The organism is Mesorhizobium australicum WSM2073 (assembly GCF_000230995.2).
Taxonomy (GTDB): domain Bacteria; phylum Pseudomonadota; class Alphaproteobacteria; order Rhizobiales; family Rhizobiaceae; genus Mesorhizobium; species Mesorhizobium australicum.
Genome location: NC_019973.1, coordinates 309,128 through 324,862, shown reverse-complemented (window position 1 = coordinate 324,862; position 15,735 = coordinate 309,128). Strand labels below are relative to the sequence as shown.

At 63.7% G+C, this 15,735-nt stretch carries 14 protein-coding genes; 4 read left to right on the top strand and 10 right to left on the bottom strand.

What is annotated here, in order from left to right; translation table 11 throughout:
• Position 1 precedes the first annotated feature (1 nt).
• Positions 2-1,399: an NAD(P)(+) transhydrogenase (Re/Si-specific) subunit beta gene (locus MESAU_RS01480; RefSeq protein WP_015314276.1), complete on the top strand. Its 1,398-nt coding sequence runs from the start codon at positions 2-4 to the stop codon at positions 1,397-1,399.
• A gap of 74 nt (positions 1,400-1,473) precedes the next feature.
• Here the strand turns inward: MESAU_RS01480 and MESAU_RS01475 are convergent, their stop codons facing one another.
• The 3 genes from MESAU_RS01475 to MESAU_RS01465 form a co-directional block, all read right to left on the bottom strand.
• Positions 1,474-2,391: a membrane protein gene (locus MESAU_RS01475; protein ID WP_015314275.1), complete on the bottom strand. Its 918-nt coding sequence runs from the start codon at positions 2,389-2,391 to the stop codon at positions 1,474-1,476.
• A 215-nt stretch (positions 2,392-2,606) separates the two neighbouring features.
• Entirely contained in the window at positions 2,607-5,078 is a 2,472-nt protein-coding gene (gene gyrB / locus MESAU_RS01470; protein WP_015314274.1) for a DNA topoisomerase (ATP-hydrolyzing) subunit B, read from the bottom strand.
• 496 nt (positions 5,079-5,574) lie between these two features.
• Positions 5,575-6,144, bottom strand: coding sequence for an NADPH-dependent FMN reductase (locus MESAU_RS01465; RefSeq protein ID WP_015314273.1), 570 nt, complete (start codon positions 6,142-6,144; stop codon positions 5,575-5,577).
• Positions 6,145-6,356: 212 nt separating this feature from the next.
• Here MESAU_RS01465 and MESAU_RS01460 point away from each other — a divergent pair, with 212 nt between their 5' ends.
• Positions 6,357-7,730, top strand: coding sequence for a cytochrome P450 (locus MESAU_RS01460; protein ID WP_015314272.1), 1,374 nt, complete (start codon positions 6,357-6,359; stop codon positions 7,728-7,730).
• Between the two features lie 13 nt (positions 7,731-7,743).
• Here the strand turns inward: MESAU_RS01460 and MESAU_RS01455 are convergent, their stop codons facing one another.
• From MESAU_RS01455 to MESAU_RS01425, 7 genes are all read right to left on the bottom strand, one after another.
• Positions 7,744-8,721: a complex I NDUFA9 subunit family protein gene (locus MESAU_RS01455; protein ID WP_015314271.1), complete on the bottom strand. Its 978-nt coding sequence runs from the start codon at positions 8,719-8,721 to the stop codon at positions 7,744-7,746.
• A gap of 268 nt (positions 8,722-8,989) precedes the next feature.
• The gene (locus MESAU_RS01450) at positions 8,990-9,271 is read right to left on the bottom strand and encodes a hypothetical protein (protein ID WP_015314270.1); all 282 of its coding nucleotides are present in this window, start codon (positions 9,269-9,271) and stop codon (positions 8,990-8,992) included.
• Between the two features lie 244 nt (positions 9,272-9,515).
• Positions 9,516-10,517, bottom strand: coding sequence for an Ldh family oxidoreductase (locus tag MESAU_RS01445; protein ID WP_015314269.1), 1,002 nt, complete (start codon positions 10,515-10,517; stop codon positions 9,516-9,518).
• Between the two features lie 107 nt (positions 10,518-10,624).
• A complete protein-coding gene (locus tag MESAU_RS01440; protein WP_015314268.1) occupies positions 10,625-11,434 on the bottom strand; it encodes an ABC transporter permease in 810 nt (269 codons plus the stop codon).
• A complete protein-coding gene (locus MESAU_RS01435; protein WP_041163582.1) occupies positions 11,434-12,099 on the bottom strand; it encodes an ABC transporter permease in 666 nt (221 codons plus the stop codon). The genes MESAU_RS01440 and MESAU_RS01435 overlap by 1 nt, the downstream gene beginning before the upstream one ends.
• 204 nt (positions 12,100-12,303) lie before the next feature.
• Positions 12,304-13,101: a transporter substrate-binding domain-containing protein gene (locus tag MESAU_RS01430; protein ID WP_015314266.1), complete on the bottom strand. Its 798-nt coding sequence runs from the start codon at positions 13,099-13,101 to the stop codon at positions 12,304-12,306.
• A 55-nt stretch (positions 13,102-13,156) separates the two neighbouring features.
• The gene (locus tag MESAU_RS01425; protein WP_015314265.1) at positions 13,157-13,972 is read right to left on the bottom strand and encodes an ABC transporter ATP-binding protein; all 816 of its coding nucleotides are present in this window, start codon (positions 13,970-13,972) and stop codon (positions 13,157-13,159) included.
• 213 nt (positions 13,973-14,185) lie between these two features.
• On the opposite strand from MESAU_RS01425, the gene MESAU_RS01420 reads away from it, so the two are divergent.
• Both MESAU_RS01420 and MESAU_RS01415 read left to right on the top strand, forming a co-directional pair.
• Positions 14,186-15,058: a dimethylarginine dimethylaminohydrolase family protein gene (locus MESAU_RS01420; protein WP_041163247.1), complete on the top strand. Its 873-nt coding sequence runs from the start codon at positions 14,186-14,188 to the stop codon at positions 15,056-15,058.
• Entirely contained in the window at positions 15,028-15,699 is a 672-nt protein-coding gene (locus MESAU_RS01415; protein ID WP_015314263.1) for a TetR family transcriptional regulator C-terminal domain-containing protein, read from the top strand. Before MESAU_RS01420 ends, MESAU_RS01415 begins: the two co-directional genes overlap by 31 nt.
• Positions 15,700-15,735: the final 36 nt, after the last annotated feature.

Genomic DNA, 15,735 nt, shown 5'->3' with positions numbered 1-15,735 from the left:
CGTGACCGTCAATCTCGCCTCCTTCCTCTATCTGGTATCCGGCGTCCTGTTCATCATGGCGTTGCGCGGCCTCTCGCATCCGACCACCAGCCGGCAGGGCAATCTCTACGGCATGATCGGCATGGGCATCGCCATTGCCACCACGCTGGCGCTGGCAACCCCGTCCGCCGGTCGCTTCGGCCTGATCGTGCTTGGCCTCGCCATTGGCGGTGGCGTCGGCGCCGTCACCGCGCGCCGCATCGCCATGACCTCGATGCCGCAACTGGTCGCCGCCTTCCACTCGCTCGTCGGCCTTGCCGCCGTCATGGTGGCGGCCGCGGCCATCTACGCGCCGGAAAGCTTCGGCATCGGCACGGATGGCGACATCCATGCCCAGGCGCTGGTCGAGATGAGCCTTGGCGTCGCCATCGGTGCCATCACCTTCACCGGCTCAGTCATTGCCTTCCTGAAGCTCGACGGCCGCATGTCGGGCAAGCCGATCATGATCGGCGGCCGTCACGTCATCAACGCTGCCCTTGGCGTGGCCCTGATCGTGCTGATCGTGCTGCTGGTCACCACGGAATCGAAACTGGTGTTCTGGCTGATCGTTGCCGCCTCGCTGGTGCTCGGCGTGCTCCTGATCATCCCGATCGGTGGCGCCGACATGCCGGTGGTCGTATCGATGCTGAATTCCTATTCCGGCTGGGCGGCCGCCGCCCTTGGCTTCACGCTCGGCAATCTGGCGCTGATCATCACCGGCGCGCTGGTCGGCTCGTCGGGCGCGATCCTGTCCTACATCATGTGCAAGGGCATGAACCGAAGCTTCATCTCGGTCATCCTCGGCGGCTTCGGCGGCGAGACCGCCGCTGCGGCCGATGACGGCATCGAGCGCACCGTCAAGCAGGGTTCGGCCGACGATGCCGCCTACCTCATGATGAACGCGCAGAAGGTCATCATCGTGCCGGGTTACGGCATGGCGGTCGCCCAGGCGCAGCATGCGCTGCGTGAAATGGCCGACAAGCTCAAGGCCAACGGCGTCGACGTCAAATATGCCATCCACCCCGTCGCCGGCCGCATGCCCGGCCACATGAATGTGCTGCTCGCCGAAGCCAACGTGCCGTACGACGAAGTATTCGAGCTCGAGGACATCAACTCGGAGTTTGCCCAGGCCGACGTCGCCTACGTCATCGGCGCCAACGACGTCACCAACCCGTCCGCGCGCGACGACAAGTCGTCGCCCATCTACGGCATGCCGATCCTCGACGTCGACAAGGCCCGCACCTGCCTGTTCGTCAAGCGCTCGCTCGGGTCCGGCTATGCCGGCATCGACAACACGCTGTTCTACAAGGACGGCACCATGATGCTGCTCGGCGACGCCAAGAAGATGACCGAGGAAATCGTCAAGGCGATGGATCACTGACCGGTCGGTCTTGATCGTCGAATAGAAAGAGCCCGGTCGATGCCGGGCTCTGTAATTTTGGCGTGATGCTGCCTTCAGCCGTTGGTCAGGAACACCGCTTCCTCTTCATCGCGCTGCCTGCCGCCGAGCGCTGCGGCCGCACTGGCGATGAAGGCGCCGATGACCAGCGACAAGGCGCCGAGAAGCGCGAAAGTGGCGCTTGCTTTCCTTGCCGTGTCGGCCGCCTGCTTCGCCTTGACCTTTGCGTCCTGCGCCTTCGCCAGCACCGTGTCGACACGCGTCTTGGCATCAGCCTCGGAAAGGCCGGTGCGCGCGGCGACCAATTGCGCAAGATAGGTCTTGTCTTCCGCCGAAACCTCGCCGGCGACGGCGCCGGCAATCAGGATCCGCGAGGCCTGCCCGGCCGCGGCGGCTTCGTCGGCAGGATTGGCGGTGGCGAGCTTGGCCGGATCGGCAGGGCGGAACAGCGAATCCACCAGATAGGAGGTCGCATTGTCGGTCGATGCACCGCTGGCATTCGCCGAGGCGCCGGCCGACGCACCCATGGCGGCTCCCGAGGCCACGGTGGACGCGGCCTGCACACCTGAACCAATCGCGGCGGAAAGTGCCGAGCCAAGCACGCCGGCGACCAGCAAGGTGGCCAGTGCCCAGGCGAGAAAGCCGTGCGCAGTGTCACGGAAATAGACTTCGTCGGTGTGGATGCCGACCCATTTGGTCCGCAACCGGCCCGCAAGGTAGCCGCCTACACCGGCGGACAGCCACTGCACGATCACCAGCCAGACGGCGGTGGAAACCGCGAAGGTGGTGATTGACGCGCCAGAGCCCGACCATGGTGAAACCATGCTGAGCCCAAGGCCTGAGCCGAGCAGCATGAGGATGAACGTCAACGTCGAGGCCGCGAAAGCGCCGGCGATGATCGGTCCCCAGCTGACGGCGGTGGAGGACGATTCCGTGGAAGCGGATACGTCGACAGCCGATAGGGTGGACTGCATCGACGCCCCCTACCGTACGAACAGCATGATGAGGATGATGATCGGAATCGGAATGCCGAGCAACCAGAGTAGAATGCCGCGTCCCATGAAAAGCCTCCTGAAAGAAATTGTGATGGACACTGTCACAATGTCTTCGAAGGCCTTCTGTTCCGGCGCATCCTCATTATTGGCGCGGGCACGAGCTATGCCAATCTGTCAAAAAGGCTGGCGAAACCTCAAATATCCAGGTTGGCGACCGACAGTGCATTGTCCTGGATGAACTCGCGCCGCGGCTCCACCTCGTCACCCATCAGCCGCGAGAACAGGCTGTCGGCATCGGTCGCATCGTTGACCTTGACCTGCAGCAGCGAACGCACGTTCGGGTCGAGCGTGGTTTCCCAGAGCTGCTCGGCATTCATTTCGCCGAGACCCTTGTAGCGCTGCATGGTCAGCCCCTTGCGGCCGGTCGCAAAGACCGCGTTGAGCAGCGCCAGCGGTCCCGAGACTGTTTCGGACACCTCCTTGCGGCGCAGCACCGGCGGCGTCCCGTAGACTTCGCTGAGGCGCTGCGCGTAGCGATCGAGCTGGCGTGCGTCGGCGGAATTGATCAACGCCATGTCGAGATGGGCGTATTCCTTGACGCTGCGCACGGTGCGTTCGAAGACATAGCCGCCGATGCCCTCGTTCGAGGTCGACATGCGGCCGGTCCAGCCGCGCTCGGTGTCCTCGGCAATGATGTCGAGGCGTTGCGCGATCCGCTCCGCCATCGCGTTGGCGCGGCCAAGATCGGCGAAGATTTCGGGATTGAGCCCGCCGGCGATCGCAGCCTGCTCGACGACGTCGCGGTTATAGCGCGTGTGCAAGCCGTTGATGAGCTGGCGCACGGCAAGCGCATCGGCGACGGCGCCGTGCAGATCCTGTCCGGTCCGCACTTCCCCTGAGCCGAGCGTAAGGGACGCTTCCTCCAACCCCGAATCGATCAGGAATTCTTCGAAGGCGCTCTCATTCTTGATGTATTGCGAGCTCTTGCCGCGCGTCACCTTGTAGAGCGGCGGCTGGGCGATGTAGAGGTGGCCGCGCTCGATCAGCTCGGGCATCTGCCGGAAGAAGAAAGTGAGCAGCAAGGTCCTGATATGGGCGCCGTCGACGTCCGCGTCGGTCATCAGGATGATCTTGTGGTAGCGCAGCTTGTCGGCGTTGAATTCGTCCTTGCCGATCGAGGTGCCGAGCGCGGTGATCAGCGTGCCGATCATGTCGGAAGAGAGCATGCGGTCGAAGCGGGCCCGCTCGACATTGAGGATCTTGCCGCGCAGGGGAAGGATTGCCTGGTTTTGGCGCGAACGGCCGCCCTTCGCGGAGCCGCCGGCCGAGTCACCCTCGACGATGAAGATTTCGGACTTCGCCGGATCGCGTTCCTGGCAATCGGCCAGCTTGCCGGGCAGCGAGGTGACGCCCAGCGAGGTCTTGCGGGTGATGTCGCGAGCCTTGCGCGCCGCTTCACGCGCCGCCGCGGCCTGGATCACCTTGTCGACGACCACCTTGCCCTCGGTCGGATGCTCTTCGAGCCACGTGCCGAGCGCTTCGTTGACCAGTCCCTCGACCACGGGACGAACCTCCGACGAGACCAGCTTGTCCTTGGTCTGCGACGAGAATTTCGGATCGGGAACCTTAACCGACAGCACCGCCGTCAGGCCCTCGCGGCAATCGTCGCCGATCAGCGAGACCTTTTCCTTCTTGGTCAGCCCCGAAGATTCGCCATAGCCGGTGATCTGGCGGGTCAGTGCGCCGCGAAAACCGGCCAGATGGGTGCCGCCATCGCGCTGCGGGATGTTATTGGTGAAGGCCAGCACATTCTCGTGGTAACTGTCGTTCCACCACATCGCCACTTCCACGGTGATGCCGTCACGCTCGGCCCTGATGGAGATGGGCTTTCCGATCAGCGGTTTCTTGACCCGGTCGAGATATTTGACGAACTCTTCCAGGCCGCCATCATAGTGCAGTTCATGCTTCACGACGTCGGCATGACGGGCGTCTGTCAGAACGATGCGCACGCCGGAGTTCAGGAAGGCGAGTTCGCGCAGCCGGTGCTCCAGCGTGCCGAAATCGAATTCGACCATGGTAAAGGTCTCGGACGACGGAAAGAAGGTGACCTCGGTGCCGCTGCGGCCCTCATTGGTGCCTGGGCGCTTGTCCTGCTCGTAGCTGCCGATCGCCTTCAGCGGCGCATCGGCATTGCCGTGGGTAAAGCTCATCTCGAAGACCTGGCCGTTGCGGCGGATCTTGAGCTTCAGCCAGGCCGACAGCGCGTTGACCACCGAGACGCCGACGCCATGCAGACCGCCAGACACCTTGTAGGAGTTCTGGTCGAACTTTCCGCCGGCATGCAGCTGCGTCATGATCACTTCGGCCGCCGAAATGCCTTCGCTGGGGTGAATGTCGGTTGGAATGCCACGGCCATTGTCGATAACCGTCACCGAACCGTCGGGATTGAGCGTCACCGAAACCAGGTCGGCATGGCCGGCCAGCGCCTCGTCGATGGCGTTGTCGACCACTTCGTAGACCATGTGATGCAGGCCCGAGCCGTCATCGGTATCGCCGATATACATGCCCGGCCGCTTGCGGACGGCGTCCAACCCCTTCAAAACCTTGATGGAATCGGCGCCGTATTCGGCTTCAGCGCCGTTTGTGTTCTCGGTCTGGTCGCTCATGAAAACCTGTTGTCTAGATGCCGCTTTTACAGCGCGAAAAATCGGCCCCGAATCGCGCTTCTGATATGGGGTAGATATAGGCGCTAAAGGCGGTTTTTCCAAGGTTTGCAGGCATTTCCGGCGCGAATGCCGAGCCGGCAGCCGGCTATTTTTTTCGGGCGTTGAATTTAGCCAGGAGGCCGTGCAAATATTTGACCTTGGATTTGTCCCTGGGCGCCAGCCGGCCCGTCTGGTCGAGCTCCAGCGAAACCAAGTTTCCTCAGCGCCGCTTCCATCGCTTCGCCGCCTTGGGCGAGGTTGGCAAGCGGCCGGACCAGCCGGTAGTCGTCATTGGCCATGACCAATGGCCACGTGCCGCTCGGCCGCCGCGATAGCGGTGGTCGCAAGCATCAGCAGCATGGCAAACAGCAAACGCAGTCGAACCGCCCCCGGCTCAGTCGTTTGCCGACCATTCCACCTCTTTATGGCGCAAGCAAGCCGCGCTGAGGCGGCTCTCTCAGGCGGCGCGCATCGGTTTCAACGCCTCGCTCCAGCGCAACAGTTCGTCCAGCATGGTCTTGGTCCCGCCCCGCACTTGCTCGCTGGCATCGAAGGCGCCGTTCTCGTCGAGCAGTTTCTGGTACAGCGGCAGCGCGACACCTTCCGGGATAGGCATGATGCCGACCGAGGTCAGCAGCGGCTTCAGCGCCTGCGCCGCGCGCAGGCCGCCGGAGACACCCCCATAACTGAAGATCGCAGCGGGCTTGTATTTCCATTCGCGGGCGAGATAGTCGATCGCGTTGATGATCGCGGGTGCGGCGAAGTAATTGTATTCCGGCGCCACGAACACGAAGGCGTCAGCGGCATCCATCGCCTTCGACCAAGCCTTGGTGTGGTCGTTCTGATAATTGCCGAGCCTTGGATGATGCGGTTCATCCAGGACCGGCAGGTTGAACGCGGCTATGTCGGTCAGCACTGGCTCGAATTTTCCGTCTTCGCGTACGAACGTCTCCAGCCATTCGGCGAAAACCGGGCCAGCGCGGCCGGGCCGCGTGCTGCCGATGATGATGTTCAACTGGTGCTTCAAGGCAGGCTCCTTTGTCGGGGGGTATCCGTCGATGACTGCCACTACGGCAGAGCGTTCCAACGGGCAAGGTTGGACCCTTGACGGAATGGTCACGATCGGATGAACGGACTGTCCGCCCTGGCGTTCCCGCCGTCATCGGTCCGGTTTGCCGTTCGGTGACATGGACGCCCGAGGTGGCAGCCACTACATTGATGGGAACAGCGGAGCACTTCATGGACACGCAGCCCGCCCCATTCGTTCCTCCCGCCCCGAAGCCGCGCACGTCGCCGCCTTCGACGCTGGAAATGATCCGCATCGTCTATCGCAACCCGCTCGAACTCTGGGGCGAGCCGACCTACAACGAACCCTGGATTTCTGCCAAGGGCGCTGGTGGGCCGCTGGTCATCGCCAATGATCCGGGCCTGATCCGCCATGTGCTGGTCGACAACGCCAAGAACTACAAGATGGCGACGGTGCGCCAGAAGATACTGAGGCCGATCCTGCGCGACGGCCTGCTGACGGCCGAGGGCGAGGTGTGGAAGCGGTCGCGCAAGGCAATGGCGCCGGTGTTCACGCCACGCCACATTTTCGGCTTCGTCCAGCCGATGCTGAAACGGACGCTGGAGTTCGTCACCCGTTACGAGGCCGGCGGCACGTCCGATATCGCCCATGACATGACGCTGCTCACCTATGACATCCTGGCCGAGACGCTGTTTTCCGGCGAGATCGCGGGCGAGCCCGGCAGTTTCGCCAACGAGATCGACCGCCTGTTCGAAACCATGGGCCGCGTGGATCCGCTCGACCTGCTGCGCGCGCCCGACTGGCTGCCGCGGCTGACCCGTATCCGCGGCCGCAAGACCATGGCCTATTTCCGCAAGATCGTGACCGACACGGTCAAGATGCGCGAAGAGAAGGTCAGGCGCGACCCCGATGCCGTGCCGCAGGATTTCCTGACGCTGCTGCTCAAGGCCGAAGGCCCCGACGGACTGACGCGCCCGGAAGTCGAGGACAACATCATCACCTTCATCGGCGCCGGCCACGAGACCACGGCGCGCGCGCTCGGCTGGACGCTCTATTGCCTGGCCGAATCGCCCTGGGAGCGCGACCGGGTCGAACAGGAGATCGACCGGGTGCTGGCGCGCGAGCCCGATCCGGCGAAGTGGCTCGACGCCATGCCGCTGACACGCGCCGCTTTCGACGAGGCGCTTCGGCTCTACCCGCCGGCGCCATCGATCAATCGCGAGCCGATCGTTCCGGAAATGTGGAAGGATCTTTATATCCCCAAGCACGCCGCCGTGCTGGTGATGCCATGGGTCGTTCACCGCCACAGGAAGCTGTGGGACCGGCCCGACGCCTTCCTGCCCGAACGCTTCCATCCGGGAAACCGTGAAAAGATCGACCGCTTCCAATATCTGCCCTTCGGCGCCGGCCCGCGCGTCTGCATCGGCGCCAGCTTCGCCATGCAGGAGGCAATCATCGCGCTCGCCATCCTCTTGTCACGCTTCCGCTTCGACGCGACCGCTGAAACAAAACCCTGGCCGGTGCAGAAATTGACCACGCAGCCGCAAGGCGGTCTGCCGATGGGGGTCACGCCTCGCCCTCGCTGAGGGCCGACGCTTCTTATACCGCGGGCTTACGCTGCTGGAACTGGCCGGCGGCGCGGAAGCGCCAGAGATAGCTCGGCAGGATCGTCGCGATCGATTGCGGCTGGATGCCGAGTCCCGCCAGTGTCCGGTTGGCCTTGGCGGCTTCGTCCGAAACGACGTTGTGCTCGCGCAACTGCATCACCTGGTCCTTGGTCAGCAGCGGATTGGGCAACAGGCCGAGGATCGAGGCCTGGATGTTTGCCATCCACCACGGCACCGGCACCAGCAGGCGCTTGCGCTCGATAACCGTGAGCAGTTCCTGCATGCACTCCTTGAAGGTGAGCACGTTGGGGCCGCCGAGCTCGTAAACCTGGCCGCCATCGATCTTGCCGTCGACCGAACGCGCGACAGCCTCCGCCACGTCACCGACATAGACCGGCTGGAACTTGGTCTGGCCGCCGCCGATCAGCGGCAGCACCGGCGAATAACGCGCCATATTCGCGAACCGGTTGAAGAAGCTGTCCTCCGGCCCGAAATTGATCGACGGCCGCAAGATCACGGCATCGGCGATCGTCTCCAGCACGGCCTTTTCACCGAGCGCCTTGGTGCGCGCATAATCCGATTCGGAATCCGGATCGGCGCCGAGCGCCGAAATATGGGTGAGCCCGGCGCCGACGGAGCGCGCCGCCTCGGCGATGGCGCGAGCACCGAATTCGTGCACGGCGGAGAATTTCTGCCGGCCGCTCTCATGCAGGATGGCGACGAGATTGACGACATGGTCGGCACCTTGCACGGCGCGGTCGACCGACCAGCGCACGCGCACATTGGCCTGCACCGGCTGGATCTGGCCGACATTGCCGAGCGGCTGCAAATGGCCGGCAAGGTCGGGCCGCCGGCAGGCGACCCTGATGCGATAACCGCGCTTGGCCAGCGCCCGCACGACATGACGGCCGACAAAGCCTGACCCGCCAAAGACGACGACGAGCTTTGGGGTCTGCAGGATTTCGGTCATGGCGGGCTCCGGCGCGCGTTCCAGATGGCTTGGCTGAGCCGTTTCATAGTCCGTTTTGCGCCAAAGGCAAAGGGCGACGCGTCGTCGCGTCATCCTTGTTTTTCGCGCAAATCCAAGAAAAAGTAAGACGCGGTTTTCCTGCGACAAGCGCACGAATCATATCTTGGCCCTGCGAGCGACAAACGCAGAAAACCCCGCCGAAGCGGGGTTTCCCGGATGACATCCATGAGGTGTCAGGGGCCGACGAGCGGCCTGACCTGAGACGGTATCAGGAGGGCGTGAAGCAAGTACGCCCACCCCAGCCCTGAACATCCGACATGGTGCCACCAACCTTCTTGCATGCGGCGACGAAATCGGCGCTGCAGTTGGCGAATTTCGCATGGCCGTTCTTGCAGTAGTGGTCCTCGGTGGCGCCGCCACCCGGCGCGGTAATGACGCCCGGGTTGGCCGGCTTGACCGGTGCGGCCTTCAAATTGGCAGCCTGCGTGGCGCCCATGAAGGAACCGAGCAGGAGGACGGCGGTCAGCATGGTGGTCTTGGTGTTGGTCATGATGATTTCCTTTGATTTGAGGTTGGGTTTCCGGGACGCGAAGGGCGATGCCTTTCACGCGAAGCAGACTTTCGATTTTGATTTTGCTGTTCCCCGGTCTGGATCGGGCAAGCTCACCTTGCCCTGGACAAACGTTGGTCGCCCGGGCGCTCAAAAAGGTTCAGGACGCGCGCGAAAAAAAACGCGCACAACCGCGCGTCAGGCGGGGCGGCCAAGTAATCGTCTGCAAAGAAAGGAGAAGAAATCAGGCCGAGTAGCGTTCGGCGAATTCGGAGATGCGCTGGATCACTGCCTTGGGCGCGGTGATGCCGCGCGCCTGCGCCTTTTCGGCCGCTTCGGCGCGGGCGCGGCCTGGCACGTGAACGCCGAAGCGCCGCCGCAGCCGGTCAAGCTGGTCTTTCATGCGCTGCTCGAAGCCCGGGTCGAGCAGCTTGGGCTCGACGGCAAGCACGAACAGGCCGGTCCCGGGGCTGTCCGGGCCGCCGCTGAACCATGGCGCGTCGAGTGACCAGTTGGCGCCCGACAGGCCGGCCGCCAGCACTTCGACCATCAGCGCGATGTTGGCGCCGCGCTGGCCGCCGAAGGCGAGCATGGCGCCCTTCATGGCCGCCGCCGGATCGGTGGTCGGGTTGCCGCTGGCGTCCAGCGCCCAGCCTTCGGGGATCTTCTTGCCGTCCTCGGCGGCCTTGCGGATGTTGACGAAGGCGGTGGCGCTCGACGACTGGTCGATGACCAGCGGCGCGCCGTCGGCGGCGGGGGCGGCGAAAGACATCGGGTTGGTGCAAAAGACCGGCTTGACCGAGCCTGAGCCGGCCAGGACGGCCGGACCGTTGGTTGCGGCGAAGGACACCAGCCCCTGCGCGGCCAGTCGGCCGGTGAAGTAGCCGAGCGCCCCGCAGGTGTAGGCGTTCTTCTGCGAGAAGATGGCGACGCCGAACAGTCTTGCCGCCTTGGCGAGGTCGTCGATGGTGCGGTCGAAGCCGGTATGCGCCAGCCCGCCGCGTGCGTCCGAGAGATAGATGGCCAGCGCCGGCCGGGTGATCACCGGATCGGCATTGCCGTCGATGCGTCCGGCCTCGAGCGCTTCGAGGTAGTCGATGAAATGTGTGAGCCCGACGGCTGCAAGTCCCTCTGCCTCGGCCGCGATGATCGAGGCGGTGAGCGATTGCGCTGCTTCCTCGTTGGCGCCGGCGCCAAGTGCCGCCATCCGGCACAGCCCTTTTGCCTGGTCGAGACTGAGTTGCATGGCGATTGCCCTTAGTGAGTAGTGAGTAGGGGTTGGTGAGTGGTGAGTTGTGGAGTGCGCGGCAGCCACTTCCTACTTACCAATCCCTACCCACCACTCACTTGAACCTAGCCGATCTTGACCGGGATTCGTGCCTCGATCCGGCTGAAGGCGAAGACCAGAATGCCGGTGATCGCCATATAGATCAACGCCAGGAGCAGCAAGGGCTCATAGGTGAGATAGGTGTCCTGCCGCACCTTGGACGAGACGGCGAAGATGTCGATCACGCTGATGGTTGCCACCAGCGGCGTCGATTTCAGCTGCAGCACGGTCTCGCCGGTCAGCGTCGGCAGCGCCCGGTAGAAGGCTTGCGGCAGCCAGATGCGGCGGAAGATCTTCCAGCGGCTCATGCCGAAGGCGCGGGCGGCTTCCAGCTGCCCCTTGGGCACGCCGGCAAAGGCGCCGCGCATCACTTCGCCCTCGTAGCCGGCGAAGGACAAGGTCAGCGCCAGCACGCCGTACGGCCAGGCTTGCCTGAGATAGGGCCACATCCAGGATTCGCGGATCCATGGATATTGCGGGAAAAGCGAGCCCAGCCCGTAATAGAGCAGCCATAGCTGCAGAAGCAGCGGCGTGCCGCGGATGATGGTGCAGAAGACTTTCGCGGGTGCCGCGACCCAGATCGAGCCGGCCGCCTGCGCCAGCCCCACGGGCACGGCGATCATGAAGCCGAGCGTACAGGTGACGGCCAGGATCCACAGGGCACGCCAGATCCCCATCAGGCCCATTTCCCAATATTGCGGCAGCCAGTCCCAGCGCATGAAGAAGGCGGCTGACGCCACCAGCCCCAGCGCGATCAGGATCAGCACGATGCGATGCGGCTGCAGCCAGAGCGATGCGCGCGCCGCCGTGTCGATGATGACCGTTTCGCTGGTCATCAGCGTGCCTCCTTGATCGAAGGCATGCCGCGCCGCGCCCATTTCTCCGCGCGGCCAAGCAGGAGGTTCGAAACCAGTGTCACGCAGAGATAGAGCACGCCGGCGGCGAGGAAGAAAACCAGATATGCCTTGGTGACGCCCGCCGCCTGTCGTGTCGCCAGTGTCAGTTCGAAGAAGCCGACGACGGCCAGCAGCGCGGTGTCCTTGGTGGCGATCAACCACAGATTGGCGAGGCCCGGAATGGCGAAAGGCAGCATCGCCGGCAGCGTGATGCGCCGCAACAGAAGGCCGGGAGACATGCCGAAGGCGCGGGCGGCTTCGATCTGGCCCTGCGGGATAGCGAGGATCGCGCCGCGGATGACTTCCGTCGAATAGGCGCCCTGGACGAAGCCGAGCACGGCGATGCCGGCCACCAGCCCGCTGATGTCGACACGCTGGTAACCCATCGCCGTCAGCACCTGGTTTATCAGGTCGGTGCCGGCATAGTAGAGCAGCAGGATCAGCACCAGTTCCGGCACGGCGCGCACCACGGTGGTGTAGACCGCGAACAGGTCGCGCACCACGGGTCCGCCGTAAAGCTTGCCATAGGCACCGCAGGTTCCAATCAGCAGGCCGACGATGGTCGCGCCGACGGCGATCTCTAGCGAATGCAGGAGCCCGAGCAAGAGCGTCCCGCCCCAGCCGACGGGAGCCGGCGAGAGCAGTTCGACGATGCCGGCCGCGGAGGCCGGAAGAAAGGATTCGATCAGCTTCGCCCCCGGATTGCTGGCTCTGTCCGCCGGCACCAGCAGCCGGCGGCAAGCATGCGTGGACAGGCCGGCTGGAGGACGAGGGCGTCAGCGCCCTGTCCTCCAGCCGATGCGAGGGTCTCAGTTCGACTGCGTGGCGCCGCCGTAAATGTCGAAATCGAAATATTTCTTCGAGATCTCGTCATATTTGCCGTTGGCGCGGATCGCCTTGATGCCGGCGTTGATCTTCTCTTTCAGGGCGGTGTCTTCCTTGCGCACGCCGGCGCCGACGCCCGGTCCGAGCACCTCGTCGTCAGGGGCCACCATGCCCTTGAGATCGCAGCAGGCCTTGCCCTGGTCGGTCTTGAGGAACTCCTTGAGCGCGATGGAATCGGCCTGCACCGCGTCGAGGCGGCCCGCGGCGAGGTCGTTGTTGGCTTCGTCCTGCGTCTGGTATTCCTTGATCTCGGATGCGGTGGGGCCGAAATGCTTCTTGGCGTAGACGGCATGCACCGTCGACACCTGGACGCCGAGGACCTTGCCCTTGAGATCGTCGGGCGTGGCGCCGAACTTCTGGTCCTTGGGGCCGATGATGGCGGTCGGGGTGTTGTAGTATTTGTCGGAGAAGTCGATGGTCTTCTTGCGTTCGTCGGTGATCGACATCGACGAGACAATGAGGTCGATCTTCTTGGTAGTCAGTGCCGGGATGATGCCGTCCCAGGCGACAGGGGTGATGACGCAGTCGAGCTTCTCTTCGGCGCAGACGGCGTCGATGAAGTCGATCTCCCAGCCGACCCATTTGCCCGAAGCATCTGGCGAGGTGAAGGGCGCGTAGGGTTCGGCGGCGACGCCGATCTTGACCGGATCGGCCTTGGCCACGCCCATGGCGGCGACGCCGAGCAGCAGCGCCGTGGCGAATGTCTTCAGAACAGTCTTCATTTCAGAACTCCCAGTTTGTTGTTGGTTCCCGGTTTTCTTCCGTCCCGGCCTGTCCCTAGCCGATGTTGCGGATGAACTGCTTTAGCCTTTCGGACTTGGGCGCGCCGAAGATCTGCTCCGGCGGGCCTTCCTCCTCGACCAACCCGTTGTAGAGGTAGACGACGTGGGTCGCGACCTCGCGGGCGAATTTCATTTCGTGGGTGACCAGCACCATGGTGCGGCCTTCACGGGCCAGATCGCCAATCACCTTCAGCACTTCGCCGACCAGTTCGGGATCGAGCGCCGAGGTCGGTTCGTCGAACAGCATGACGCGCGGATTGATGGCCAAGGCGCGAGCGATCGCGGCGCGCTGCTGCTGGCCGCCGGAGAGATACGCAGGATAGACGTCGCGCTTCTCGGCCAGACCGACGCGCACCAGCAGCTTTTCGGCCTGGGCGACAGCCTGGTCGCGCTTGACGCCCAGCACATGAACGGGAACCTCGATGACGTTTTCGATCAGAGTCATATGGCTCCACAGGTTGAAGTTCTGGAACACCATGCCGAGCTTGGAGCGGATGCGTTCGATCTGCCTGCGGTCGGCCGGAATCGTATGGCCATGGCTGTCCGCCTTGAGCTTGATCTCCTCGCCATTGACCCGGATGATGCCGCTGGTCGGGTTTTCCAGGCAGTTGATGCAGCGCAGCAGCGTCGATTTGCCCGAGCCCGAGCCGCCGATGATGGCGATGACCTCGCCGTCGCGCGCCGACAGCGATACGCCCTTCAGCACATGCAGTTGACCGAATTTCTTGTGCAGGTTCTCGACATGGATGGCTTCTGCGGCGCCGTCCTGCGCCTCGCCGGATGGGACTTTGGCAGCTGCCACAGCGCTCACCAAATGACCTCCATATCGCCGCCGGCGGTTCGTCGAACGTCTATCCGGCTAATCAACATACGCTGTACTGCCTCGCTCCAGACCTCAAGCATGGACCCAACAGAGCGAGCCCGTCAATCCCGCTCATTACGGCACTTGCGGCCTTGTTGTGCAAGTGTATAAATAACCTCTCATGAAATTTTCTCGGTTTTTTTCAGCTTAAAAAGGGCATCGATGAGCGCTTTCGGATCTCAGTCCATGGCGGCGCCGCTGCGGCGCGTGCTGATGCGGTCGGCCGCCAACGCCATGCGCGACGCCGACCGGGCTGCCTGGCACTATGGTCCGGGATTCAACCCGGCGAAAGCTGCCTCGCAGCACGCAGCCCTGGCTGAACTGGTGGCGGCTTCCGGCGCCGAGATCGAATGGATCGAGGACAAGGCCGACGGACTTTCGGATTCGGTGTTCACGCACGACCCTTCGCTGATGACCGACCGCGGTGCGCTGATCCTGTCCATGGGCAAGCCGCTGCGCGCCAGGGAGCCTTCGCTGCATGAAGAAACCTACAGAAGGCTGGGCATTCCGATCCTTGGTCGCGTCGAGGCTCCTGGCCAGGTCGAAGGTGGCGACTGTGTATGGGTGGATGCCCGCACGCTGGCGATCGGGCGCGGTGTCCGTTCCAACCAGGAAGGCATCCAGCAGGTTTCCAACCTGCTGTCGCCGCTGGGGATTTCCGTCTACGGCTTCGATCTGCCGCTGTGGCAGGGCGAAGAGGCGTGCCTGCATCTGATGTCGGTTATCAGCCCGCTGGCCGACGACCTGGCGCTGGTCTATTCACCGCTTTTACCGGCCCCTTTCTATCAGACGCTGAAGGCACGCGGCATCCGGCTGGTCGAAGGCGACGCCGAGGAGTTCGCGGCTTCCAACGGCCTCAGTCTCAACGTACTGCCGACCAGCCCGCTCAAGGTCATTGCCGTTGCGGGCTTTCCCAGGACCAAGGCCGCCATGGAAGCCGCCGGATGCACGGTTGAGATCTTCGAGGCGGACGCGCTCTGCATCGCCTGCGAAGGCGGGCCGACATGCCTGACGCGACCGATCCTGCGCCAATGAATGGGCGCCGTAAGTTCCGTCGCGAGGGCGAGGAGCGGCGGCGGCAGGATCTGATAGAGGCGACTCTGGACAGCGTGGCGGAATATGGCCTTCAAGGCGCCAGCCTGCGCACCATCGCATTGCGTGCCGGCGTCACCGCCGGGCTGATCCGGCATTATTTCCCGGGCAAGGAAGAATTGCTGCAGGAAGCCTATACGGCGCTGGTCGACCGCATGACCGAGCAGGCGAAGGCGGCATTGGTCATGGATGATGCCTCGCCGCGCCAGCGTCTTGCGGCTTTCATCACCGCCAATCTCAATGCGCCGATCATCGACGCGCGGGTGTTTTCGCTCTGGGCAACCTTCATCGGCCGCGCCAGTGCGGATCCCGCCCTGGCCCGTGCCCACCGCGAAGGCTACCTTGGCTTTCGCAACGAGGTGGAAGCAGTTGTGGCCGACGTGCTCGCCGCCGAACAGCACAAGCCGGACGCAACCCAGTTGCGCCACCATGCCATCGCGATCAATGCGATCATCGACGGGCTCTGGATCGAAGGCTGCCTGGCCGGCGAGATGTTCTCGCCCGGCGAATTGGCGGCGATTGGCATCAAGGCTGTCGAGTCCGAACTCGGCCTCGCGCCGCTGGAGCAATTCCTGGAAAAATGAGAAGCGGTTTTCCCGGGAAAAGCGCGCAGCGCTTCC

Coding starts and splice junctions, on each gene's coding strand:
- MESAU_RS01415 (WP_015314263.1), top strand. CDS start 15,028: ATGCCTGACGCGACCGATCCTGCGCCAATGAATGGGCGCCGTAAGTTC.
- MESAU_RS01460 (WP_015314272.1), top strand. CDS start 6,357: ATGGACACGCAGCCCGCCCCATTCGTTCCTCCCGCCCCGAAGCCGCGC.
- MESAU_RS01430 (WP_015314266.1), bottom strand. CDS start 13,101: ATGAAGACTGTTCTGAAGACATTCGCCACGGCGCTGCTGCTCGGCGTC.
- gyrB (WP_015314274.1), bottom strand. CDS start 5,078: ATGAGCGACCAGACCGAGAACACAAACGGCGCTGAAGCCGAATACGGC.
- MESAU_RS01455 (WP_015314271.1), bottom strand. CDS start 8,721: ATGACCGAAATCCTGCAGACCCCAAAGCTCGTCGTCGTCTTTGGCGGG.
- MESAU_RS01475 (WP_015314275.1), bottom strand. CDS start 2,391: ATGCAGTCCACCCTATCGGCTGTCGACGTATCCGCTTCCACGGAATCG.
- MESAU_RS01440 (WP_015314268.1), bottom strand. CDS start 11,434: ATGACCAGCGAAACGGTCATCATCGACACGGCGGCGCGCGCATCGCTC.
- MESAU_RS01420 (WP_041163247.1), top strand. CDS start 14,186: ATGAGCGCTTTCGGATCTCAGTCCATGGCGGCGCCGCTGCGGCGCGTG.
- MESAU_RS01445 (WP_015314269.1), bottom strand. CDS start 10,517: ATGCAACTCAGTCTCGACCAGGCAAAAGGGCTGTGCCGGATGGCGGCA.
- MESAU_RS01450 (WP_015314270.1), bottom strand. CDS start 9,271: ATGACCAACACCAAGACCACCATGCTGACCGCCGTCCTCCTGCTCGGT.